This window comes from Rhizobium sp. BK251 (assembly GCF_004345245.1).
GTDB lineage: Bacteria > Pseudomonadota > Alphaproteobacteria > Rhizobiales > Rhizobiaceae > Rhizobium.
On sequence record NZ_SLUQ01000003.1, the window covers coordinates 537,513 to 555,398 of the forward strand.

Below are 17,886 nucleotides of genomic sequence, written 5' to 3' on the forward strand. Positions count from 1 at the left end.
GAAGGCCATACGCCGCCGTCAACTGCTCCCTCAGGAAGCCGCTGTTTTTGGCGCCGACCATGATCGTTGCTCATGCATCGCCATTGTGCCACACAAAATCATGTCCGGGGCCTTGGTCGCCATCCGGCAGGCGACGTGCTTGAAGAAGATTGGAGTATTGCAATGACCGCTCGCGCGAAAGCCATCCTCGCGATAGCGCTCCTGTTCATCTCGGGGCGAGACGCGGTGACCGCAGACCTCGATCGTGGCCGCCGTATATTCCAGACATGCGCCTCCTGCCATGTGCTGGATCGTGACCGGAGCACCTTCGGGCCATACTTGAAGGGTGTCTTTGGCCGTCGAATCGGATCGCTACCCGACTACAACTACTCGCCTGCGATGAAGGTGGCCGGGGCCGACGGCAAATCGTGGGATGAACAGACGCTGGGCGAGTTCCTGTACAGTCCGGCCAAAGCGATACCCGGGACGAAAATGCGGTTCTGGGGACTGTGGAATTCCGACATCGAGGACTTGGTCGCGTTCCTTAAAGTGCAGCACTAGTTCGCCGCCACCTATGCGGCAAAGGTGCTGTCTTTTTGGACGCGTGAACCGGCAATCGCACCGCACGCGGAGCAGTAATGCGAATGGTTGCCGCACTACTGACGCGATCAAGGACTGCATCGACACGCCGGACCGACGCCGCCAAGATGCTTGCTCATCGGGAATCGGGATAAGGGTGGGATTTCGTCAGGCGTTGAACTGATCCGGACGGAAAGGTTATGTTCCGGACTCCAAGACGTGCGAAGGACAAGAGCCGATGTCCGGTCTTCCATCCAGGACTTCGATCAGAGACCGCGGCCTTCGGACGGTCACTGCGCTGCTCGTCCTGGTGTCTACCGTTACGAACGCGAAGACTACGCTGGCGGCTTCGGCCGATGGCGACAGCACTTGCCTTTACCAGGGTGCCGATGAAGGACGAACCTTCTGCATCCGGAAAGAGCACTTCAACGCCGACCTCTGCGAGGTCATCGATCAATTCGCGACGGCGCGCAATATCCCCTCTGCATTCTTCGCACGGCTGATTTGGCGCGAAAGCCTGTTCAGGCCGGAAGCGGTGAGCCCGAAGGGCGCTGAAGGTATCGCGCAATTCATGCCCGCCACCGCTCGCCGGAGAGGGTTGGCAAACAGTTTCGATGTCATCAGCGCGCTTCATGCCTCATCGACCTATCTGAACGAGCTTCGGCTCCGTTTCGGCAATCTTGGCCTTGCGGCAGCAGCTTACAACGCAGGCGAAAGCGGTCTCGACCGTTTCCTCGCTGCCGGGAGCCTGCCGATCGAAACACGAGATTATGTGTTCGCAATAACGGGGCAGCTCGTCGAGACCTGGCGCGACAATCCTCCCGAGATCGCGGCGCCCGAACTTCAGGAAGGAAAGCCCTTCACGGACGCTTGCATCAGGCTGGCCGAGACGAGGCAACTGAACGATCCCGTCCTTGCAGGCTCCGCAGACTGGGCACCGTGGGGTGTCCAGCTTGCCGCTCACTACAACCCGGCGGTGGCCGGCCGGCTGTTTTCGTCTTCGGTCGCAAAGCTTCCGTCTCCGTTGAACGCAGAGCGCGCGTTGATCGTGCGACAACGCGGCGGAAACTTCGGCTATCGACCTCGCTACGCAGCAAGGATCGGCAAGGAAACACGCCTGGACGCGACGAAGCTTTGCGATGAGATACGCGCCGCGGGCGTGCCCTGCACTGTTTTCAAGAACCTATAAGGGACGCGGTTGATAGATCGTGGGCAAGGGTAGCGTGAGTGATCGGCCGCCGCGCCGGGATATTGGCACGACACGCGGCGAGTTGACATCCGGCGCGGGCAAATCTCAGCGAGATAGGCGCCCACCGAACGCTTCCGACCACAAAGGCTCAAGCCGCCGATCGCGAAAGACCATCGCGTCAGCGGAAGCCGGTCGTCCAAGATCCCCACTCCCGCCCTTTCCTGATAGACTGCTGTTGCGGCACTGACGACTGCTCCACCGCAGCGAGCAGATAATCTACAATATTCACCGTTGTGTTCACGATAAGAAATGCACGTGCCGTCCGCGAGCGAAGCCGGAGGCAGAGCAGCGACATGGATGCAAGTGCCGCGGCCCTCGCCGCCAGACTGCCGGCCGGTCAGCCAATGCAATCTATGACTTTCAGAGATGGGAAAATGACATGCCGACATTGTCCATCGATATCCCAGCATCCTTGCTTTCAACGCTTACAGAAACAGCCGAAAGAGACGGCACCGACACCTCTTCCGTCATCTCGGCGGCACTGGCCCAATATCTCGGCACGAGCTACCACACGCTGTTCCAGGTATCGACCTCGGGGGCACTGGTGGCTGGTGTCTATGACGGCGTCCTCAGCGTCGGCTCGATCCTCGACCACGGCGATTTCGGGCTTGGAACCTTCGCGAACCTCGACGGCGAGATGGTCATTCTCGACGGCCGGGCCCACCAGGTCCATGGCGACGGGCGGGTAGAGGTCGCGGGCGTCGACGCGCGCGCGCCCTTTGCAGTCGTCACGCGCCTGCGTCCAACGTCCGATACTTCCATCGAGGCCGTCAGCGACATGAAGGGACTGGAAGCGCACTGCGACGCCCTGCGCAAATCCGGCAACATATTCTATGCCTTCCGCCTCGACGGCCATTTCAGCAGCGTGCGGGCACGCGCCGTCAATCCGCAGCAGCCGGGAGCACGGCTGATCGATGCCGCAAAGGCGCAGAGCGAATTCCACTTTAGCGACATTGGAGGCACTCTCGTCGGCCTCTGGTCGCCCGGCTTCTCTAGCGCCTTCAGCGTCCCCGGCTATCATTTCCACTTCCTGTCCGACGACCGCAAACACGGGGGCCATCTGCTCGACTGTGCCGCGAGCAGCCTGCGGCTGCGCATGGAAGCGCTCACCGATTTCCACCTCGCCCTACCCGAAAGCAGGAACTTCCTGGCGGCCGACCTTTCGAAGAACACCGCCGGCGAACTCGCCTACGCCGAACAAGCCCACTAGGAGACGCGCGATGACAAAGATGCGGGATACAGATCAACTCAACGGCGCACAGCTGGTTGTCCAGACGCTCGAAGCGCAAGGGGTCACCCACGTCTTCGGCATCCCCGGCGCGAAGATCGACGCGGTCTTCAACGCGCTTGCCGACAGCAAGATCCAGACCGTCGTCTGCCGGCACGAACAGAATGCCGCCTTCATCGCCGGCGGCATCGGCCGGATGACCGGCAAGGCCGGCGTGGCGATCGCCACCTCCGGCCCCGGCGTTTCGAACCTTGTGACCGGGCTTGCGACCGCCAACTCGGAAGGCGACCCGGTCGTCGCGCTCGGCGGCGCCGTTGCCCTCGACGAGCAACTGAAGCAGATCCACCAGACGATGGACTCGGTCTCCATCTGCAAGCCGGTGACAAAGTTCGCCGCGACGGCCGCCTCGCCACACGCGGTGACGGAAGTGCTCTCGAACGCCTTCCGTGCAGCGGAAGCTGGACGCGCGGGCGCCGCCTTCGTGAGCCTGCCGAAGGACATCATGGCCGCCCCGGCGCAGGCGAGAGTCCTGCCCTTTCCGACCTTCTCCGGCTACGGACAGGCCGACGCGGCGGCCCTGAAGGAGGCCGCGCGGCTGGTGAACGCAGCCAAGAACCCTGTCATCCTTCTCGGAATGCTCGCCAGCAAGCCCGCCAACGCCAGCGCACTCGGGAACTTCATCGCCCGGCTTGACGCGCCCGTGGTCGGCACGTTCCAGGCGGCAGGCGCCGTCGCCACGCACCTCTTCGACAATTTCGGCGGCCGCGTCGGCCAGCTCGCAAACCAGCCGGGAGACAAGCTTCTCGAAGTCGCCGACGTCGTCATCACGGTCGGCTACGATCCGGTGGAATATGATCCATCGATCTGGAACAACGGCAAGGACCGGACAATCATCCATGTCGACGTCCAGGCAGCCGACCTCGACGTCAACTATTGTCCGACCGTCGAGCTCATCGGCGACATCGCGCAGACGCTTGCCGCATTGAACGGGCAGGTTTACCGTTCAGGCAAATCGCCGGAGGCCAGGAACATGCTCCAGGAGATTGCCGAACAGCGGGCACAGCTGAGCCAGAGGGCGGCAGAGCTCAACGGCACGCCGGTCCATCCGATGCGCCTTGTCTGCGAGCTGCAGAAATTCCTGGAACCGGACGTGACGCTGTGCCTCGACATGGGATCGTTCCATCTGTGGCTTGCCAGGCATCTCTACAGCTTCCGCGCGCGGCAGGTGCTGATATCGAACGGCCAGCAGACGCTCGGCGTCGCGCTGCCCTGGGCAATTGCGGCAAGCGTGGTGAGGCCGCACGAAAAGGTCCTGTCCATCTCCGGCGACGGCGGCTTCCTCTTCTCGGCGATGGAGCTCGAGACGGCAGTGCGTCTCAAGGCAAATATCGTTCACATGGTCTGGATTGACGGCACCTACGACATGGTCGCCGTCCAGGAGACCCTGAAATACGGGCGGCCGAGCGGCTGTGATTTCGGGCCGGTCGATACGGTCAAATATGCCGAGGCATTCGGTGCGACGGGCATGATGATCCGAGAGGCAAGCGAGATTACGCCTGTACTGAAGAAGGCCTTCGATACACCCGGTCCCGTCATCATCGGCGTTCACGTGGATTATCGCGACAACCACAATCTCTTCCAGATGGTGCGTGCCGACGCGTTCCACTGATCTGTAAAAACGGCCGCGCGCTGCCCGTTTCATGCCGCAGCGCTGCCGGCCGGCCGACGCCGGGGCGATTCCGGCAATGCAATGAGATAACGAGCAGTTCGGCGGCAACGCCCATCTGGATGCCCTTTCACCTCCCCTGTCGTTCGAAGGGAGCGACAGGCCAAAGTTCCGGAGACAAATCATGCCCAACCCCGATTACAACCTCGCTTCGATGACCACCCCGATCGGCCTCGACGTGCCGGGCGAGCGCGAGGAGTTCGACAGCATGGGGCGTGTCGCGGTGCCCGCCAACCGCTACTGGGGCGCCCAGACGCAGCGCTCGCTGCAGCATTTCTCGATCGGCGGAGATCTCATGCCGAAAGAGGTCTACCACGCCTATGGCGTCGTCAAGAAGGCCTGCGCCCTGGTGAACAACGCGGCAGGCCGGCTGCCGGACTGGAAGAAGGAGGCGATCGTGCGCGCCGCCACCGAAGCGATCGAAGGCAAGCTCGACGAGCACTTCCCGCTTTTCGTCTGGCAGACGGGATCGGGCACCCAGAGCAACATGAACGTCAACGAGGTGATCTCCAACCGCGCGATCCAGCTTCTCGGAGGCACGCTCGGTTCGCAGCAGCCGGTCGGGCCGAATGACGATGTCAACATGGGCCAGTCGTCGAACGACACCTTCCCGACGGCGATGCACATCGCCGCCGTCGAGGCGATCGATGAGAAGCTGCTGCCGCAGGTGAAGAAGCTCGCAGACACGATCGAGCGCAAGGCCGGCGGCTGGATGGATGTCGTCAAGATCGGCCGCACCCATCTCGAGGATGCCGTACCGCTGACGGTCGGCCAGGAATGGTACGGATGGGCCGGGCAGATGCGCGATGCCATCGCGCAGATCGAGGCAAGCAGGGCCGGCCTATACCAGCTCGCCGTCGGGGGGACCGCCGTCGGCACCGGCCTCAATGCGCCGAAGGGCTTTTCCAGTGACGTCGCTGCCAAGATCGCCGAGATGACCGGCAAGCCCTTCGTCACGGCGCCCAACAAGTTCGCCGCCCAGGGCTCGCTCGATGCGATGGTGCGCGCGCACGCGGCCTTTCGCGGGCTCGCCGTTGCGCTGATGAAGATCGCCAACGACATGCGCTGGCTTGCCTCCGGCCCTCGCTGCGGGTTTGCCGAGCTGCAGCTGCCGGCCAACGAGCCCGGCTCCTCGATCATGCCTGGCAAGGTCAACCCGACCCAGTGCGAGGCGATGGTGATGATCACCATCCAGGTGATGGGCAACGACACGGCGGTCGCCTTTGCCGGCAGCCAGGGCAACTTCGAGCTGAACGCGATGCGCCCGGTGATCATCAGCAACTTCCTGCATTCCGCCCGCATCCTGGCGGACGGCTGCGAGAAGTTCCGCGTCTTCTCCGTCGAGGGCACGGAGCTCAACCGGGAAAAGATCCAGCAATATGTCGATGGCAGCGTCATGCTGGTGACGGCACTGTCGCCGGTCATCGGCTACCAGAACGCCGCCCATATTGCCGAAAAGGCGATCGCCGAGGGACTGACGCTGAAGGCGGCGGCGATTGCCTCCGGCAAGGTCACGCAGCAGCAGTTCGACAGCGTCGTCAAGCCGCTCGACATGATCGGCAAGGGGCTGGCGGGCGCGTGATGCTCATGGACCATCCAGCAACCAGCGACGTGGCCCATGTCGCGTTGCGGCTGGGCCGGCTCATGCTGGCCAACGGGGCTGACACCGGACACGTACAGGAAGCTGTCGGCGCGTTTGCGGCACGGCGCGGCTATGGCGCGCATCTGGCGGTCTGCTCCGAGGGCCTGCTGCTGACGCTCGAGAACAAGCAGGGCTTCCGAACCAAGCTTGGCCCGGCGATCGCCGGCATGGCTGTGAACATGGGCGCGCTTGCCGCACTTGCGGATATTCTGCGGCAGGATGCGGTCTCCGGGGCCGACGTCCTCGCGGTCGACCGGCAGCTGGATGCGGTCGAGCGGTCCGGAAATCGCTACCCGCACTGGCTCGTCATGCTCGGCATGGGCGTGACCGCTGCTTCGCTGGCGCGCCTGTTCGGCGGCGTTTGGGCCGTTGTCAGCGTGTCCTTCCTTGTCGGTATCGCAACCCAGTTCCTTCGCCAGTCCCTCGGGGGATCCTCGGTGAACCCGATCGCCGGGGCCGCTCTTGCGGCCTTTGGCGGCGGCCTTGTCGGCGCCCTGGTCATGAAGGCCTTTCCCGATGCCTCGCCTGCCCTGTGCCTTGTGGCGGCCGGCATGATCCTGGTGCCCGGCGTGCCTTTGCTCAACGGCGTGCGCGATACGCTCGGCAGCCACGTCGGCACAGGCGTGTCGCGTCTTCTGCTGGGCACGGTGACCGTTCTGTCAATCGCGCTGGGTCTCTTTCTGGCTGCCGACCTTGCCGGTACCATGCTGCCGGTCGAGGGATCGGTTCCCCTACTCCCGATCGGCGAGGATTTTGCCTTCTCGGCATTGGCGGGAGTAGGCTACGCCTTGCTGTTCAATGTCCCGGCCCGTGCTGCCTGGGCATGTGTCGTATGCGCCATGACAGGACACGGCCTGCGCACCGCGTTCGAGCATCTGGGCCTGGACCTGACGGTGAGCTCACTTGCCGGCGCCTTCGCCGCCGCACTCCTCGCGCGCCTTCTGGCACGCCACTTCGGCGTTCCGCCCTCCACCTTCGCCTTTCCCGGCGTCGTGGCGATGATCCCCGGTTCCTATGCATTCCGGGCGGGCATTGGCGGGCTGGCGATCATGCATGCCGGCGCCGACGCGCCGCCGGCACTCATCGGCAACACGATCGGGCTCGCCGTCACCGCCATTCTCGTAACCGCGGCGATCGCAATCGGCCTATCGGTTGCGCTTGCCGCGCCGCTGAAGAACTTCACCCCGGCACAATCGAACTGAAAGGAACCTTGCAATGATACGCTGTGTACGCATGTGGACAGGCGAGGACGGTAACTCCCTGTTCGAAGAAGGGTCTGTCGATCTCACCGAGGGCATGCGCGGCGATTCCGTCGGCGAGCCGATCCAGGTCGCCGAACTCTCGTTCCAGGAGACACGCTCGGGCGGATCCTACGAATGGCACCAGGACCCCGTCCCTCGTTTCGTGATCACGCTTTCGGGCACGCTCGAGTTCGAGACCAAGTCTGGGGCAACCTTCACGATCCGCCCCGGCGACATCCTGCTCGCACAGGACAACAGCGGTAGCGGACACAAGTGGAAGCTCATCGGCGAGGAGCCGTGGCGGCGCGCCTACGTCGTCTACAAGAACGGAACGGAGCTCCGCTTCAAGCCCGCAAGGAAGGAGGAGAAAGCATGACCATCACCACCACGACCGACATCGCGCTTATCGGCGCCGGCATCATGAGCGCCACGCTCGGCACGCTTCTCAAGGAGCTCGAGCCCTCGCTCAATGTCGTCATGTTCGAAACTCTGGCGGACTGTGCCCAGGAGAGCTCGGGCGCTTGGAACAATGCCGGCACCGGCCACGCCGCCAATTGCGAGTTGAACTACACGCCGCAGCGGCCGGACGGAAGCGTCGACATCTCGAAGGCGCTCGAGGTCAACACCGAGTTCGACCTCTCCCGCCAGCTCTGGGCCTATCTCGTCGGCAAGGGGGCGATCCCCGATCCAGGCGCCTTCATCCATGCCTGCCCGCATATGAGCTTCGTCTGGGGCAAGGACAATGTCGACTTCCTGGGCCGCCGCTTCAAGGAAATGTCCGCCCATCATTGCTACCACGGCATGGAATACAGCGAAGACCCCGCCCAGATCGCTAAATGGGCGCCGCTCATCATCGAGGGCCGCGAGCCGGGAGATCCGATTGCCGCAACCCGCATCGTGACGGGCGCCGATGTCGACTACGGCGCGCTGACCCACCTGCTGATCGCGCAGTTGTGCAATCAGCCGGGCTTTGCCGTCCACTACAAATATCGCGTCAGGGACCTGGCCCGGGACGAGAGGGGCCACTGGCGGATCGAGGTGGAGAATGCCGAGACCTCCGAGATAGAGATCACCACGGCAAAGTTCGTGTTCATCGGCGCCGGCGGCGGAGCGATCACCCTGCTCCAGAAGTCCGGCATACCGGAAGGCCACGGCTATGGCGGCTTCCCGGTCAGCGGCATATGGCTGCGCTGCGATGTCGACGCGGTCAGCGAGCGCCAGCATGCGAAGGTCTACGGCAAGGCCGCGCACGGCTCGCCGCCCATGTCGGTGCCCCATCTCGACACCCGCATCATCGGCGGCAAGCGCTCCCTGCTATTCGGTCCCTATGCCGGCTTCTCGAGCCGGTTCCTCAAGCATGGTTCGCTCGCCGACCTCATCATGTCGATCCGCCCTGGCAATCTCGTGCCGCTGCTCGCCGTTGCCCGCGATGATTGGCAGCTCAGCGAATACCTGATCGGCCAGGTCCTGCAGACCTCCGGCCACATGTTGGAGACACTGCGGCAGTTCTTCCCGAACGCCAAGCGGCACGACTGGACGGAGGCGGTGGCCGGCCAGCGCGTGCAAATCATCAAGCCCGACAAGGACCGGGGCGGCGTGCTCGAATTCGGCACCGAGCTCGTCGCGGCACAGGACAAGTCGCTCGTTGCCCTGCTCGGCGCTTCCCCCGGCGCCTCAACCGCGGCCTTCATCGCACTGGAAGTGCTGGAGAAATGCTTTGCCGGCGAACTCGGCAACGACGCCTGGCTGCCGAAGCTGAAGCAGATCATTCCAAGCTACGGGATCGATCTCAAGACCGATGCCGATGCATGCCGAAACGTCCGCGCAGCAACCGCCGCCGTGCTCAAGCTCGAGAACGTCTGAAGGCCGCCGGCAGTCTTTGCGCACCCAATCATGTTGTCGGGGCGATGCGCCCTGACAACAGGAGAATGGGCATTGTCACGCCGTACTCAGGCACGCGCCGACCGGCCTCAACCCTCTGTCCGAAAGGCTAGCCTCCCACGCGATCGCCTGCGATCTTGTCGCGCAGCCTTTCTTCCCTTTCGGCGATTTCGGGGGTGAGAGCCTCACCAAAATCGGCGGCTTCGAAGACCTGGCGGATTTCGATTTCACTCGGACCCGGCATCGGATTGGGGCAGCGCTTCACCCATGCGATGGCTTCCTCCATGTCCTTGACCTGCCACAGCCAGAAACCGGCAATGAGCTCCTTGGTCTCGGCAAAGGGGCCGTCCATGACGAGCCGGCTAGGGCCGTCAAACGCTATTCGCTTGCCCTTTGACGAGGGATGAAGGCCTTCCCCGGCCAGCATGATGCCAGCCTCCACCAGTGCCTCATTGTATTTTCCCATGGCTAGGAGCAGCTCAGTCGATGGCATGACCCCCGCTTCGCTTTCGCCTGTCGCCTTTACAATCACCATAACGCGCATTTTCGCTTCTCCTCATGTCTTCGTCTTACAGGACTTCCTGACCGAGGACGAACGCGATCTCAACGTGCCGACATTTTTCTGAGACTCTCCTTGAGAAAAAGTGGAGGACGGATGCTGCGCGGCCCATAGGGAAAGGATGGCGCCACAGATTGCGCGGCCCCGCGCCCGGCCCTCATCTGCCTGGGGCGAGCCAGGCCGGACCGTCTACACAAAGGCGGGCTCGCACTGATGAACGCCAAGCGCCCTCGCCCGAGATGTGCATAGACAACAACAATGGCGCCCGAAGGCTCGCCGCAGGCGCCCGCTTTCTCCACCCTTGGCTAAAGCGCGGTAAAGCCGAACTTCTTGCGCTGGGGATCTTCCTGTCTCAGCGTGCGAAGCATATCCTCGTATTCGCGCTCGACCTCCGGTGTCACGGAGGGGCGGACTTCCTGCAGCGCCTTGTCAAAGTGTTCCTTGTTCACGACGTTTGCCTCGAGCGATTCACGAAGCGCCACGAGACCGGCGCGCCGCGTCAGGTCCTCCAGATCCGCACCCGTGAACCTTTCCGTCCGCTCGGCCAACTCGTCGAGATCGATGTCTTCGGCAAGCGGCATCTTCTTGGTGTGGATGCCGAGGATCTTGCGGCGGCCCTTCGTGTCAGGCACGGGCACGTAGACGAGCTCGTCGAAGCGTCCGGGACGCAGGAGCGCGGGATCGAGCAGGTTCGGCCGGTTGGTTGCGGCCATCACGACGACGCCCTGCATCTCCTCGAGGCCGTCCATCTCGGCGAGCAAAGTGTTGACCACCCGCTCGGTGACAGCCGGCTCGCCGAGACCGCCGCCCCTGGCCGGGGCAAGGGAATCGATCTCGTCTATGAAGATGACTGTCGGCGCGACCTGGCGCGCCCGCTCGAACAGGCGCGAGACTTGCTGCTCGGATTCGCCATACCACTTCGAAAGCAGATCGGACGACTTCGTCGCGACGAAATTCGCTTCGGCTTCCCGCGCGACCGCCTTGGCAAGCAGGGTCTTTCCCGTGCCCGGCGGACCGAAAAGCAGAAACCCTTTCGCCGGCCTGATGCCCATCCGCTTGAACGACTGGGGAGAGCGCAGCGGAAGCTCGACGCCTTCCCGCAACTTGCTTTGCGCCTCGTCCAGACCGCCGACATCGTCCCAGCGGACGTTCGGGGCCTGTATCATGATCTCGCGCAGCGCGGAGGGCTGGATACGCTTCAGGGCGGACATGAAATCATTCTGGCAAACCATCAACTTTTCAAGAACTTCGGCGGGAATCCCATCACGAAGGTTTATGTTCGGAAGGACCCGCCGCAGGGCATCCATCGCCGCTTCGCGAACGAGCGCACCGAGGTCCGCGCCTACAAAGCCGTAGGTCGTCCGGGCGATTTCCTCGAGATCGACATCCTCGCCGAGGGGCATGCCGCGCGTATGGATGGCGAGCACCTCGCGCCTGCCGCCCTGGTCCGGAACGCCGATAACGATCTCCCGGTCGAAGCGTCCGGGCCGTCTCAGTGCCTCGTCGATGGCGTCCCGCCGGTTCGTGGCGCCGATCACGACGATGTTCTGCCTCGGCTCGAGGCCGTCCATCAGCGTGAGCAGCTGCGCGACAATACGGCGCTCGACCTCGCCCGTGACCTGCTCGCGCTTCGGCGCGATGGAATCGATCTCGTCGATGAAGATGATCGAGGGGGCATTTTGAGAGGCTTCCTGGAAGACCTGCCTTAGCCGCTCCTCGGACTCACCGTAGCGGCTCCCCATGATTTCCGGGCCGGCAATGTGATAGAAATTCGCCTCTGTCTCGTTGGCGACGGCCCGTGCGAGAAGCGTCTTGCCCGTTCCGGGTGGGCCGTAGAGCAGGACGCCCTTCGGCGGATCGATGCCAAGCCTCTGGAACAGCTCAGGATGGCGCAGCGGCAATTCCACCATCTCGCGGACCTGGTCGACCGACGAGCCCAGCCCACCGATATCGTCGTAGGTCACATCGGCGCGGCGGGCTTCCTTCGGCTCTTCGAACTGTGGACGGAGCTCGACGACGGTACTTTCCGTCATCTGGACGATGCCCCTGGGCTGGGTCGAAACGACCACCAGCCGGATCTCCTGCAGACCATAGGCCGGCATATCGAACAGACCGCTGAAAGATTCGTTGGACATCCGGGGATCGGGGCGGTTGACCCTCTGATGAACCGAGGTCGAGATGACGTCGCCGGCGACCATCGGCCGGTGCAGGAACGTGCGCTGCAGCGCTTCGCCGGAACCCTGCAAACGCAGGTTCTTCTGGGCCGGAGCAAGTACGACCTTTGTGGCGGCCCGTACTTCGGCCTTCCTGACCTCGACATGATCGCCGCTGGAGGCACCGACATTGACACGCTGGAGGCCGTCGAGGCGAACTATCTGCAATCCTTCGTCGTCGGGATAGGGCCGCATGGCGATCGCGGCCGTGTGGCGCTTGCCGATAATCTCGACGATCGCACCTTCCCTCACTCCGAGCACGCTCATCGCCGCCTCGTTCAATCGCGCGAAGCTTCCGCCCGCATCCTGCGGCCGCGTATTGGCAACTTGCAGCTTGACGGTGTGATCCTCGGACATTGATGCCTCCCTTCAGGCGTTTGGGCATAACAGAGACGCGCCTGCGATGGCTCCGACATCGCAACTAAGGATTTGAGGCCGTCAAGCTTCCGCCCGCCAGCCTCGACGCGTCACATCGCAGAGTATCAAAGAGCCTGGCGCTATCAGGTACGACGCGTCGTCTCGAACAGGAACCAGTGGCGCCGCTCCGTTTCGTCAATCCAATTCTCGATCAGGCTCGTCGTGGCGTGGTCATCATATTCGGATGTCAGACTGTGCAATTCCCGAAGAATCTCGACGAGTTGCTTGTTGTCGTTGCGAAGTTCGGCAAGCATGTCATCAGGCGTCACAAAGTCTGCGTCGTTGTCGAGGAGGCGCTGGAGGCGCGATATGTGGCCGATGGAGCGGAGGGTCGTTCCGCCGATCTTGCGGGCGCGCTCGGCAATGTCATCCGTCATCGCGAAGAGCTGCTCGCCCTGGTCATCGAGCATCAGATGGTAGTCGCGAAAATGCGGACCGGACATATGCCAATGAAAGTTCTTGGTCTTCAGGTAAAGGGCAAAGACATCCGCAAGAAGCGCCGTCAGCGCGGCGGCGATATCTCTTGTTGCGTTGGATCCGAGGTCGGTCGGCGTGGCGAGCGGCAGTTTCCGATCCGCGGCGGCGCGCTTTTCCATTGTTTCTCTCCTTGAGGCTGTGCGTCAGCAAGGCGGTCGACCGCCAGGGTCCCGCCGGTCAGCAATTCGGGAGACGATGGCAGAAGGTAAGTCAGCGAACGTATACTTCCAGTGCGTATGACCACAAACCTAAGTATACTTTTATCGAAGGCCGCCATGCGGTAGCTTATTAGCGTTGCCTCATATCCCCCAATGAGGCCCGTGGCCCCCCTGCCACGTTACTCCGTTCGGTGTCCTCCCCTCCCACCGAACGCGCGGATACCCCAATCCGCCAAGGCCGCCTTCTCCCTCCCGGAAGGCGGCCTCCCCTTCCGGAAGACAATGGCCGCCAAGGGCTCGAGACGAGTTCGATCCTCATCGCATCAGACATCCCAGCAAGGAGCGCTCTTAATGAAGACCTACCTCATCAATCACCTGCGAGTTCCCGGCGACATTCCAAACGCCGAGGGCCTGACCTATCTGGAAAACGTCGAGGCGACCGTCGCTCCCCACGGCGGGAAATGGCTGGCGCAAGGCCCTGCCGACGTCATGGAAGGCACGTGGCCCGGTGCAGTGGTGCTTATGGAGTTTCCCAATCGCGAAGCGGCCATGGCGTGGTACAACTCCGCCGAATATCAGGCGATCCTGCCGCTGCGCACCCGCAACGCCATCTCCGACATCGTCCTGATCGACGAACTGCCTGCCGGCTTCACGGTCAAGGCTTTCGCCGAGAAAATCCGCGTTGCCACCCAGGGCGGTTGAACCCAAGCGAGACCGCGGCGCAGACTGCCCCTCCATGCGTTAAGTGGTTACGGATGTTACCGTAACGTACTTACCCATGCAGCAACCGCCGACCTATCCTTCCCGCACCATCTGGCCACGCCATGACGACGCGCACAGCATCGTGGCGCATATGCGGGGAGGCAGACAATGCGAATGCGAGGATTGCTTGGCGGATTGCTACTCGCCACTACGAGTGCCCTGTCGGGTGCAGGCACTGCACACGCCCAAGACGCGGCCAAACCGAACATCCTCGTCATCTTCGGCGACGACATCGGCCAGACCAATATCTCCGCCTACTCCTTCGGCGTGATGGGCTACAAGACCCCGAATATCGACCGTATCGCCAAGGAAGGCATGATGTTCACGGACTACTATGCCGAGAACAGCTGCACCGCCGGACGCTCCACATTCATCACCGGTCAGGTCTGCCTTCGGACCGGGCTCTGCAAGGTCGGCATTCCGGGCGCGACCGTTGGCCTGCAGCCACGTGACATAACGATCGCCCAGGCGCTCAAGCCGCTAGGCTACGCGACCGGCCAGTTCGGCAAGAACCATCTCGGCGACCGCGACGAATTCCTGCCGACCGCGCACGGCTTCGACGAGTTCTTCGGCAATCTTTACCACCTCAATGCCGAAGAGGAGCCAGAGCGGCCCTACTATCCGAAGAACGATGCGACCTTCGTGAAGGATAACTCGCCGCGAGGCGTATTGCACAGCTATGCCGACGGCAAGGTCGTGGACACCGGCCCGCTGAATGTGAAGCGCATGGAGACAGTGGACGACGAAACGACGGATGCAGCGATCGCGTTCATGCAGAAGCAGGCGCAGGCCGGAAAGCCCTTCTTTACGTGGATGAACACGACGCGCATGCATGCATTCACGCATGTACGCCCCAGCATGCAGGGCCAGAGCGGCATGCCGGGCAATGACTATGCCGATGGCATGATCGAGCATGACGGCGACGTCGGGAAGCTCCTCAAGGCTCTCGACGACCTCAAGATCGCCGACAACACGATCGTCGTCTATACGACCGACAACGGTCCAAACCAGTGGTCCTGGCCGGATGCGGCCACGACGTCCTTCCGGAGCGAAAAGGATACCAACTGGGAGGGCGCATTCCGCACGCCGGCGATGATCCGCTGGCCGGGCAAGATCAAGGCAGGGGAAGTTTCGAACGACATGGTGTCGGGCCTGGACTGGTTCCCGACGCTGCTTGCGGCTGCGGGCGACCCTGATATCAAGGACCGCCTGCTCAAGGGAGGCGACATCGATGGCAAGCCGTTCAAGGTGCACCTCGACGGCTACAATCAGCTGCCGTACCTGACAGGTGCGCAGCCGAAGTCGGCGCGTGAAGATTTCTACTACTTCAATGACGACGGCGAACTGGTTGCTTACCGCTATGGCAACTGGAAAATCGTATTCTGCGAACAGCGCGAGCCCGGCGGGTTCCAGGTGTGGGCGAACCCCTTCACCTGCCTGCGCGCGCCGAAAGTGTTCAATCTGCGGATGGATCCGTATGAGCGCGCCGACATCGTCTCGGATCAATATTATGACTGGTTGGCCAAGAACGCCTACCTGATCCAGTACGGTGTCTGGCGTGTTGCGCCGTTCCTCCAGACGTTCAAGGACTATCCGCCAAGCCAGCGGCCCGCGAGCTTCAGTGTGGACCAGATGGTCGATGCATTGATGAAGTCCTTGGACAACGCGCCCGGCGCGCCAAACTAGCTGCAATCAGCGCAGGATCGCGAGGGGCACCGCTTCAGCAGGACATCGGATACGCTCACCGGCGTATCCCCATTAGGCACCACACGGGAAGCAACATGTCATCACTTGACGATATTGCCGAACTGGGCAAGCGCATCGGCCAATCGATCATTGGTCAGGAGGCGATGGTGGAGCGCCTTCTGTTGGGCCTGATTGCCAATGGCCACCTGCTGGTCGAGGGCCTGCCCGGGCTTGCAAAGACCAGAGCAATCAAGAGCCTGGCGAAGAATCTTGACTCCGAACTTTCACGCGTCCAGTTCACGCCGGACCTGCTTCCGGCGGATATCACCGGGTCGGAGATGTATTTCAGCGAAGGCGGCAAGGGTGAATTCAAATTCCAGCAGGGACCGATCTTCGCCAATCTCATCCTGGCCGACGAGATCAACCGTGCGCCGGCCAAGGTACAGTCGGCGCTGCTGGAGGCGATGGAGGAACGCCAGGTGACAGTTGGCGGCAAGACCTATCCGCTGCCCGATCTCTTCCTGGTAATGGCGACGCAGAATCCGGTCGAGCAGGAGGGTACATATCCTCTCCCCGAAGCGCAGCTTGACCGCTTCCTGATGCATGTCCAGGTCGGCTACCCGGATGAGGCATCCGAAGGAGCGATCATGCGGCTGAATCGGGAGGAGGAGAACGAAGCGAGAGCGCACGAAGGTGGAAAACAGGAGGAGAAGCTTGCCCAGTCGGCCATCTTCGAGGCACGGACCGAAGTCGGGAAGGTTACCGTCTCGGACGCGGTCGAGAAATACATGGTCGCATTGGTCTTCGCTACGCGCACGCCCGCAAAGCTGGATGACGACCTCGGCAAATGGATCCAGGTCGGCGTGAGCCCTCGCGGCATCATCGGTCTGGACCGCGTGTCGAGGGCCTATGCCTGGATGAAGGGGCGTGACTATGTCGTGCCGGACGACGTGAAGGCGATCGCCAACGATGTCTTCCGGCATCGGCTGATGCTTTCCTACGAAGCGCACGCAGCAGGTGTTACTGCCGATCAGGCGATCGACCGCATCCTCGAACGCGTCGCGGTGGCGTGAGGGAGGATGAGGTGATTCGCTCATTTTCGGCGCTCGCGCGGTCCAGGCGCAATTCAGTCAAGCCTCCGGGGCCGAGTGGGTCCGCAGGCGGTGCCTACGCATCGATCGAGGAACTCGTAGCGCTGGAAGCCATCGCGCATGATTTCAGTTTCCTGCGAAAATCGCCGGTAAGCCGGCAGCTTTCGGGCCGCCACGAGTCCCGGATGCGCGGACGCGGACTGACGTTCGAAGAGTTGCGCGAATACTTCCCCGGCGACGACGTCCGGACGATCGACTGGCGCGTCACGGCGCGGACGGGCAAGCCGTTCGTCCGGGTCTATGACGAGGAGAAGGACCGCCCTGCTCTGATCCTCGTCGATCAGCGGCTCAACATGTTCTTCGGCAGCCGCAGGTCGATGAAGTCGGTGGCGGCGGCGGAGGCGGCGGCGCTCTGTGCCTGGCGGATCCTGAACCTCGGAGACCGCGTTGGGGGCTTCGTTTTCAACGATGCCCGGGTCGACGAATTGCGTCCCCATCGCAGCCGCGAAGCCGTCATCGCTTTTGCCGCGGCAATCGCCACGCAAAACGGCGAACTCAGCGCCACCTCACAGCAGGAAAGGACGGTGGGCCAGCTCGACCGCGTCCTCTCAATGGCTTCCACGATCGCCCGCCATGATCATCTCGTCATCGTCGTCAGTGATTTCGATGGCTACAGCACGTCGACGCGTGACATGCTGCTGCGACTGACTGCCACCAACGACGTCATCGCCATTCTCGTCTATGACCCGTTTCTGCTGCAACTGCCGCAGTCCGGCGAGATCGTCGCGAGCGGCGGCAGTTCGCAGGCTGAACTTGCCTTCGGGCGAGCACCCGTGCGCAGCGGCATTTCGGAGTTCGCGAGGACACGCGGACGCGAGCTTCTCGCCTGGCAGCAAGACATGGGGCTGCCGATGCTGCCGATTTCCGCTGCCGAGGAAGTCGCCCCGCAACTCCGCCGCCTGCTCGGTCAGCTGGCCTGGCGCGGAAGGAGGCGGTAG

General features: G+C 62.8%; 15 protein-coding genes. 12 read left to right on the forward strand and 3 right to left on the reverse strand.

Annotated features, from left to right (window positions below; translation table 11 throughout):
- Window positions 1–162 precede the first annotated feature (162 nt).
- The 8 genes from EV286_RS09625 to mqo all read left to right on the forward strand — a co-directional run bounded on the left by EV286_RS09625 (window position 163) and on the right by mqo (window position 9,507).
- A complete protein-coding gene (locus EV286_RS09625; RefSeq protein ID WP_132956793.1) occupies window positions 163–540 on the forward strand; it encodes a cytochrome c family protein in 378 nt (125 codons plus the stop codon).
- 256 nt (window positions 541–796) lie between these two features.
- A complete protein-coding gene (locus EV286_RS09630; RefSeq protein ID WP_207909773.1) occupies window positions 797–1,747 on the forward strand; it encodes a lytic transglycosylase domain-containing protein in 951 nt (316 codons plus the stop codon).
- A gap of 439 nt (window positions 1,748–2,186) precedes the next feature.
- A complete protein-coding gene (gene budA / locus EV286_RS09635; protein ID WP_132956794.1) occupies window positions 2,187–3,017 on the forward strand; it encodes an acetolactate decarboxylase in 831 nt (276 codons plus the stop codon).
- Between the two features lie 10 nt (window positions 3,018–3,027).
- Complete coding sequence (gene alsS, locus EV286_RS09640) at window positions 3,028–4,704, forward strand: acetolactate synthase AlsS (protein ID WP_132956795.1); 1,677 nt, start codon at window positions 3,028–3,030, stop codon at window positions 4,702–4,704.
- Between the two features lie 181 nt (window positions 4,705–4,885).
- Entirely contained in the window at window positions 4,886–6,343 is a 1,458-nt protein-coding gene (gene fumC, locus EV286_RS09645; protein WP_132956796.1) for a class II fumarate hydratase, read from the forward strand.
- 5 nt (window positions 6,344–6,348) lie between these two features.
- On the forward strand, window positions 6,349–7,605 hold the full coding sequence (locus EV286_RS09650) for a threonine/serine exporter family protein (RefSeq protein ID WP_245500655.1): 1,257 nt from the start codon (window positions 6,349–6,351) through the stop codon (window positions 7,603–7,605).
- Window positions 7,606–7,618: 13 nt separating this feature from the next.
- On the forward strand, window positions 7,619–8,020 hold the full coding sequence (locus EV286_RS09655) for a hypothetical protein (RefSeq protein ID WP_132956798.1): 402 nt from the start codon (window positions 7,619–7,621) through the stop codon (window positions 8,018–8,020).
- The gene (gene mqo, locus EV286_RS09660) at window positions 8,017–9,507 is read left to right on the forward strand and encodes a malate dehydrogenase (quinone) (protein ID WP_132956799.1); all 1,491 of its coding nucleotides are present in this window, start codon (window positions 8,017–8,019) and stop codon (window positions 9,505–9,507) included. Before EV286_RS09655 ends, mqo begins: the two co-directional genes overlap by 4 nt.
- A 127-nt stretch (window positions 9,508–9,634) precedes the next feature.
- Here mqo and EV286_RS09665 read toward each other — a convergent pair whose 3' ends face one another.
- From EV286_RS09665 to EV286_RS09675, 3 genes are all read right to left on the reverse strand, one after another.
- Window positions 9,635–10,069, reverse strand: coding sequence for a YciI family protein (locus EV286_RS09665; RefSeq protein WP_132956800.1), 435 nt, complete (start codon window positions 10,067–10,069; stop codon window positions 9,635–9,637).
- Between the two features lie 320 nt (window positions 10,070–10,389).
- Entirely contained in the window at window positions 10,390–12,654 is a 2,265-nt protein-coding gene (locus EV286_RS09670) for a CDC48 family AAA ATPase (protein WP_132956801.1), read from the reverse strand.
- A 143-nt stretch (window positions 12,655–12,797) separates the two neighbouring features.
- Entirely contained in the window at window positions 12,798–13,310 is a 513-nt protein-coding gene (locus EV286_RS09675) for a DNA starvation/stationary phase protection protein (RefSeq protein WP_132956802.1), read from the reverse strand.
- Between the two features lie 390 nt (window positions 13,311–13,700).
- Between EV286_RS09675 and EV286_RS09680 the strand changes: the two genes are divergently transcribed.
- The 4 genes from EV286_RS09680 to EV286_RS09695 all read left to right on the forward strand — a co-directional run bounded on the left by EV286_RS09680 (window position 13,701) and on the right by EV286_RS09695 (window position 17,886).
- Window positions 13,701–14,051: a DUF1330 domain-containing protein gene (locus EV286_RS09680; RefSeq protein WP_132956803.1), complete on the forward strand. Its 351-nt coding sequence runs from the start codon at window positions 13,701–13,703 to the stop codon at window positions 14,049–14,051.
- A gap of 168 nt (window positions 14,052–14,219) precedes the next feature.
- Window positions 14,220–15,797 carry an arylsulfatase gene (locus EV286_RS09685; protein ID WP_132956804.1) on the forward strand — a complete coding sequence of 526 codons (1,578 nt, stop codon included), beginning with the start codon at window positions 14,220–14,222 and terminating at the stop codon, window positions 15,795–15,797.
- Window positions 15,798–15,892: 95 nt separating this feature from the next.
- Window positions 15,893–16,870 carry a MoxR family ATPase gene (locus EV286_RS09690; RefSeq protein WP_132956805.1) on the forward strand — a complete coding sequence of 326 codons (978 nt, stop codon included), beginning with the start codon at window positions 15,893–15,895 and terminating at the stop codon, window positions 16,868–16,870.
- 104 nt (window positions 16,871–16,974) lie between these two features.
- On the forward strand, window positions 16,975–17,886 hold the full coding sequence (locus tag EV286_RS09695) for a DUF58 domain-containing protein (protein WP_245500666.1): 912 nt from the start codon (window positions 16,975–16,977) through the stop codon (window positions 17,884–17,886).

Bases quoted from the DNA above. Each gene is read 5' to 3' on its own strand.
- EV286_RS09625 (WP_132956793.1), top strand. From the start codon at position 163: ATGACCGCTCGCGCGAAAGCCATCCTCGCGATAGCGCTCCTGTTCATC.
- EV286_RS09630 (WP_207909773.1), top strand. From the start codon at position 797: ATGTCCGGTCTTCCATCCAGGACTTCGATCAGAGACCGCGGCCTTCGG.
- budA (WP_132956794.1), top strand. From the start codon at position 2,187: ATGCCGACATTGTCCATCGATATCCCAGCATCCTTGCTTTCAACGCTT.
- alsS (WP_132956795.1), top strand. From the start codon at position 3,028: ATGACAAAGATGCGGGATACAGATCAACTCAACGGCGCACAGCTGGTT.
- fumC (WP_132956796.1), top strand. From the start codon at position 4,886: ATGCCCAACCCCGATTACAACCTCGCTTCGATGACCACCCCGATCGGC.
- EV286_RS09650 (WP_245500655.1), top strand. From the start codon at position 6,349: ATGGACCATCCAGCAACCAGCGACGTGGCCCATGTCGCGTTGCGGCTG.
- EV286_RS09655 (WP_132956798.1), top strand. From the start codon at position 7,619: ATGATACGCTGTGTACGCATGTGGACAGGCGAGGACGGTAACTCCCTG.
- mqo (WP_132956799.1), top strand. From the start codon at position 8,017: ATGACCATCACCACCACGACCGACATCGCGCTTATCGGCGCCGGCATC.
- EV286_RS09665 (WP_132956800.1), bottom strand. From the start codon at position 10,069: ATGCGCGTTATGGTGATTGTAAAGGCGACAGGCGAAAGCGAAGCGGGG.
- EV286_RS09670 (WP_132956801.1), bottom strand. From the start codon at position 12,654: ATGTCCGAGGATCACACCGTCAAGCTGCAAGTTGCCAATACGCGGCCG.
- EV286_RS09675 (WP_132956802.1), bottom strand. From the start codon at position 13,310: ATGGAAAAGCGCGCCGCCGCGGATCGGAAACTGCCGCTCGCCACGCCG.
- EV286_RS09680 (WP_132956803.1), top strand. From the start codon at position 13,701: ATGAAGACCTACCTCATCAATCACCTGCGAGTTCCCGGCGACATTCCA.
- EV286_RS09685 (WP_132956804.1), top strand. From the start codon at position 14,220: ATGCGAATGCGAGGATTGCTTGGCGGATTGCTACTCGCCACTACGAGT.
- EV286_RS09690 (WP_132956805.1), top strand. From the start codon at position 15,893: ATGTCATCACTTGACGATATTGCCGAACTGGGCAAGCGCATCGGCCAA.